This is a genomic window from uncultured Enorma sp. (assembly GCA_905210055.1).
In the GTDB taxonomy this organism is placed as follows: Bacteria; Actinomycetota; Coriobacteriia; order Coriobacteriales; family Coriobacteriaceae; genus Enorma.
In genome coordinates this window covers 1-5714 of record CAJLVH010000124.1, presented here as the reverse complement: position 1 = coordinate 5714, position 5714 = coordinate 1, and the positions used below count along the sequence as shown (strand labels likewise).

3 protein-coding genes are annotated in these 5714 nt (G+C 64.7%); all 3 read left to right on the top strand.

Features of this window, described 5'->3' with window-relative positions; all coding sequences use genetic code 11:
• A partial coding sequence (locus QZ079_RS07615) for an ABC transporter permease (RefSeq protein ID WP_297037212.1) occupies positions 1-1790 on the top strand: 1790 nt, incomplete at its 5' end.
• A gap of 53 nt (positions 1791-1843) precedes the next feature.
• The gene (nudC, locus tag QZ079_RS07610; RefSeq protein WP_297037210.1) at positions 1844-2956 is read left to right on the top strand and encodes an NAD(+) diphosphatase; all 1113 of its coding nucleotides are present in this window, start codon (positions 1844-1846) and stop codon (positions 2954-2956) included.
• Positions 2957-3236: 280 nt separating this feature from the next.
• A partial coding sequence (gene uvrA, locus QZ079_RS07605; protein ID WP_297037208.1) for an excinuclease ABC subunit UvrA occupies positions 3237-5714 on the top strand: 2478 nt, incomplete at its 3' end.

Below are 5714 nucleotides of genomic sequence, written 5' to 3'. Positions count from 1 at the left end.
TCGAGGCGTACAACGCGCAGAAGCCAGAGGCGGAGGAGCGCCTTTCCCAAGCCGAGGCCGACCTGGTGGAGGCGCAGGAGAAGCTCGACCGCCTCGAGGCGCCCGGCTACAGCGCGAGCTCGCGCCGAGAGGTGCCGGGTGGCGACGGCTACAAGATCTACGCAACGGTAGCTCAGATCGTCGATGCGCTCGCGTGGGTCTTTCCGATCCTTCTGTACTTCATCGCCGCGCTCGTGACGTTCACCACTATGACGCGCATGGTGGACGAGGAGCGCATCGGCGCGGGCACGCTCAAGGCACTCGGGTATAGCGACTGGGACGTGGCGCTCAAGTTCATCGTCTATGGCTTTGTGTCGAGCATGATCGGCACGGTGCTCGGCATCGTCGCGGGGCACACGCTGCTGCCGTGGATCGTGTATAGCGCATATGCGACGAAGTTCGTGCTGCCGCCCATCCACCTGCTGTTCGATCCGGCTGTGAGCGTCGTTGCCGTCGTGCTGGGGCTCGTGTCCGCCGTGCTGCCAGCATGGCTCGCGGTGCGGAGCGAGCTTCGCGACAAACCCTCGGAGCTCCTGCTGCCCAAGCCTCCGGCGTCTGGCTCGAAGATCCTGCTCGAGCGCATTCCCTTCATTTGGAATCGCCTCTCGTTCACGCACAAGGTAACGGCGCGGAATCTCTTCCGTTACAAAAAGCGCATGTTCATGACGGTGTTCGGCGTCGCGGGCGCGGTGGTTCTGCTTGTCGCGGGCTTCGGCACGCAGTACTCCATCTCCGGCATCTCCGCTGAGCAATTCGGCAACATCGTGACCTACGACATGATCGTGGCACAGGTGCCTACGGCGACCGACGCCGAGCTTGCCGAGCTCGAATCTGAACTCGCCGGTTCGGATGTTGAGCGCACCTTGTCCGTACACTACGAAGCGCTCACGAAGGTCGCAGGCGCCAACGGCGACACGCAGGATATCGTGCTCATCGTACCGGACGACCCGGCTGAGCTTGAGGACTACATCGACCTGCGGGAACGCGTGGGCGGGGAAGACGTGCCGCTCGATGCGGGTTCCTGTGTGCTTTCGGAACGGCTCGCGCAGCTTCTGGGCGTGGGCGCGGGTGATTCGTTCACGGTGAGCGATGCGACGGGCGAAGAGCGCGAACTTACCTGCACGGGCGTGACCGAGATGTACATGGGGCACTTCATCTTCATGGGCGAGGACGCCTATGAGGAGGCGTTTGGCGAGGCATATGCGCCGAACGCCGCGCTCGTGACCTTAGCAGACTCCTCGGCGGTATCGGTGAACGCGCTCGCCGCGCACCTCATGGAGCTGCCTGCTGTGCGGGGCATCGTGCAGAACACCTCGCTCATGGCGCAGATCGCGACGATCGTGGAGTCGCTCAACAAGATCATGGTCGTGCTCATCGTGGTGGCAACGCTTCTGGCGGGTGTGATCCTCTACAACCTCACGACCATCAACATCTCCGAACGTATTCGCGAGCTCTCTACCATTAAGGTGCTCGGCTTCTTTGATGGCGAGGTCACGATGTACATCTACCGCGAGACGATGCTGCTCACGGCGCTCGGCATCCTCGTGGGCTACGTGCTCGGCGTGTGGTTCCGCAACTACATCATTACCGTGGTGCCGCCGGACAACGTCATGTTCGACCCCACGTTCGCGCCGTACGTGTTCATCATCCCGCTCGTCATCGTGGGCACCATCACCGCGCTGCTCGGCGTGGTGGTGAACCGCCGCCTGCGCGACGTCGACATGCTCGAGGCGCTCAAGAGCGTGGAGTAAGGTGATAGAATCCAAGCAGGCTGGATGTAATCATTTCGAGGCGGAGGCGCACGATGGCGGGGCATGGAAGATGGGCGGAGCTCGACGACGCGGCATTCATGGCGAGCCTGCCGCTCGCCCAGACCGATATCGATTACGACGTGGAGCGAAGAGGTGAGGACGGGCTCATCGAGTGGCTGCTCGGCGATGCGGCGACGCGCGTGGTGCTCGTGAACGGCGGGATGGTCGCGGTGCCCCGGCATGCGCAGGGCGCGTCAGCTGGTGCGCTCTTCTGCTTCAACGACCCGGCGGCACCCCGTCCGGATGCGACGGTACCCGAAGGTGCGCTCTCGCTCGCGCTGCTTTCGGGTTCCGAGGTGCGCGCAGAGGCGCTCGGCGATGGAGCGCTCGTCATCTACCTGGGGCTCGATCGCGCCAGCGAGCCCGCAACGCCCTATCTTGCCCTCGATATCTCGCGCCCCGCACCTGCGGTGAACGCCGCGCATGTGAGCGCAGACCAGGGGATCGACGGCGCGGCGGGCTCTCTTGCCGAGCGCGCGCTGCGCGATTTCGATTGGGTGGAGCTGCGTGAGTTCGCGCCGTGCGCCACGCCCTTCGAATCCGGTGTTGCCACGACAGCGGTCGCACTTGCGGCTTGGCACGCGAACCAGCGGTTCTGCCCGGTTTGCGGTGCGCCCGTGCGCCCGACGCTCTCCGGCTGGGCTCAGACCTGCACGAGTCCGAACGATGCGGGGCGTCTGCTCTTTCCGCGCATCGAGCCCGCAGTGATCACGGCGATCGTCGACGACGCAGACCGCATTCTTCTGCAGAACAACGCCGCATGGCGCAAGAAGTTCTTCTCGGTCTCCGCAGGATTCGTGGAAGCGGGCGAGAGCCTGGAGCATGCGGTTCGGCGCGAGGCGCGCGAGGAGGTGGGCGTCGAGCTCGACGAGGTGCGCTACCTGGGCTCGCAGCCATGGCCGTTCCCTGCGTCGATTATGCTGGGGTTCCGTGCGCATGCCTGCTCTACCGAGGTGCTCGTCGACCATGAAGAGGTGGGATCGGCGCGCTGGTTCACCCGCGACGAGCTGCGCCGCGCAGTTGAGGCGGACGAGCTCGAGCTGCCCGGTCGCGCCTCCATCGCGCGCCACATGATCGAGCAGTGGTACGGCGAGTCACTCGGTTGATGCGATCCCGCCACCCACTGAATCACCTTTTCTCGACAGTTTTTGGCCTTCAACGGGAAAAACTGTCGAGAAAAGGTGATGCTGTGAGATGGGGGGCGGGTGCCAGCCGTCGTCGCGGGCGCAAGGCATCGATGCAGAGCGGGCACCGGCTGTCGTGGTGGGGTGGTGCCTCGCATCTATCGAACAAGGCTTGAACAAACCGTGACGGCGCGGTGACGGGGACGGCGGTATCGCGGGCTGCGTTAGAATCAAAGGTTGCCAACAATGAAACGGAGCAACCATGTCCGATTCTTCTATCGTTATTCGCGGCGCCCGCGAGCACAACCTCAAGGACATCGACGTCGAGATCCCGCGCGACGAACTCGTCGTGATCACCGGCCTTTCGGGTTCGGGCAAGTCGAGTCTCGCCTTCGACACCATCTATGCCGAGGGCCAGCGCCGCTACGTGGAGTCGCTCTCGAGCTACGCCCGCCAGTTCTTGGGACAGATGGACAAGCCCGACCTCGATTCCATCGACGGCCTTTCGCCGGCGGTTTCCATCGACCAGAAGACCACCTCGAAGAACCCGCGCTCCACGGTGGGCACGGTCACCGAGATCTATGATTACCTGCGCCTGCTCTTTGCGCGTATCGGTACGCCGCACTGCCCTGAGTGCGGCCGCGTGATCGAACGCCAAACGACCGACCAGGTGGCGGACAAGATTCTCGAGGCGGGTCAGGGGAGGCGCGCGTTCGTGCTCGCGCCCGTGGTGAGCGACCGCAAGGGTGAGTTTGCGAAGCTCTTGGATGACCTGCGTGCCGAGGGCTTTTCCCGCGTGCGTATCGATGGCGAGGTTCGCAGCCTCGACGACCCGATCGCGCTCGACAAGAAGTTCCGCCATACCATCGAGGTCGTGGTGGACCGCATCGTGATTCGTGAGAACTCCGTCGGCCGCATCGCGGAGGCGGTGGAGCAGGCGACGGCGCTCGCCCACGGTCGCGTCGCGGTCTACCTGCTGCCCGATCGCGATGCACCGGAAGGCACGGAGGGCGAGCTCCTCACGTATTCGCTCGCGCTCGCGTGCCCCGAGCACGGGCATTCCATCGACGACCTGCAGCCGCGCGACTTCTCGTTCAACGCCCCCTACGGCGCCTGCCCTGAGTGCGACGGTCTGGGCTTCAAGAAGGTCGTGGACGCCGAGGCGCTCATCGAAGACCCGACCCTCTCCATCGAGGAGGGCGTCTTCGGCAGCTTCTTCGGTAAATCGAACTACTATCCACAGATCTTCCGCGCGCTTTGCGTGCATCTGAAGGTCGACCCTGCCACGCCGTGGAAGGACCTTCCCGCACGCGTGCGCAAGATCTTCCTCGACGGCCTGGGCGACAAGAAGATGCGCGTGGACTACCACACGCAGGACGGCCGCGACACGCATTGGTTCACGAAGTACTCCGGCGTGCGGAACATCCTGTACGAACGCTATATCGAGACGACGAACGAGAACACGAAGGCCAAGCTCGAGCGCTATATTCGCGAGGAACCGTGCTCCGCGTGCCACGGCGCGCGCCTGCGCCCGGAGATGCTCGCCGTCACGGTGGGCGACAAGTCGATCTACGACGTGTGCTGCCTCTCGTGCCGCGAATCGCTCGAGTTCTTCGAGCATCTCGAGCTCACCGAGCGCCAGCAGTTCATCGGCGGGCGCATCGTGAAGGAGATCCTGGAGCGCCTGCGCTTTTTGGTGGACGTGGGCCTCGATTACCTCACACTCGACCGCGCCTCCGCCACGCTTTCGGGCGGCGAGGCGCAGCGCATCCGCCTCGCCACGCAGATCGGCGCCGGGCTCATGGGCGTGCTCTACATCTTGGACGAGCCGTCGATCGGCCTGCACCAGCGCGACAACGAGCGCCTCATCGCGACGCTCGAGCGTCTGCGCGACCTCGGCAACACGGTCATTGTGGTCGAGCACGACGAGGACACCATCCGCGCTGCGGACTTCGTGGTGGACATGGGTCCGGGCGCCGGCGAGAACGGCGGCGAGGTCGTCTGCGCCGGCACGCCGGAGGAGATCATGGCCTGTCCCGGTTCGCTCACGGGCGCCTATCTCACCGGCAAGCGGATGATCCGCCTGCCGGAGGAGCGCCGCAAGCCCGGGCGCGGTTGCCTGAAGATCACGGGTGCCCGCGCGAACAACCTGCAGAACGTCACGGCGAAGATCGAGTTCGGCACGTTCACCGTGGTGACGGGCGTGTCCGGTTCGGGCAAGTCGAGTCTCGTGACGGACACGATCGCACCCGCACTCACGAACGCCATCCACCGCTCGGCGCGTCCCGTGGGGCCGTACAAGAAGCTCGAGGGGCTCGAAGAGATTGACAAGGTCATCGACATCGACCAGTCGCCCATCGGCCGCACGCCGCGCTCGAACCCCGCCACCTACATCGGGCTCTGGGACGACCTGCGGGCGCTCTTCGCGAGCGTGCCCGAGAGCAAGGCGCGCGGTTACAGCCCCGGTCGCTTCAGCTTCAACGTGCCCGGTGGTCGCTGCGAAGCCTGCAAGGGCGACGGCCAGATCAAGATCGAGATGCACTTCCTGCCCGATATCTACGTGCCGTGCGAGGTCTGCGGCGGCAAGCGCTACAACCGTGAGACGCTCGAGGTCACCTACCGCGGCAAGTCCATCTCGGACGTGCTCGACATGTCCGTGACGGAGGCGCTTGCGTTCTTCGGCAACATCCCGCAGATCAAGCGGAAGCTCCAGACGCTCTACGACGTGGGCCTAGGCTAC

What these genes read in the sequence shown, in the direction of transcription:
- nudC (WP_297037210.1), top strand. Translation starts at nt 1,844, where the DNA reads ATGGCGGGGCATGGAAGATGGGCGGAGCTCGACGACGCGGCATTCATG.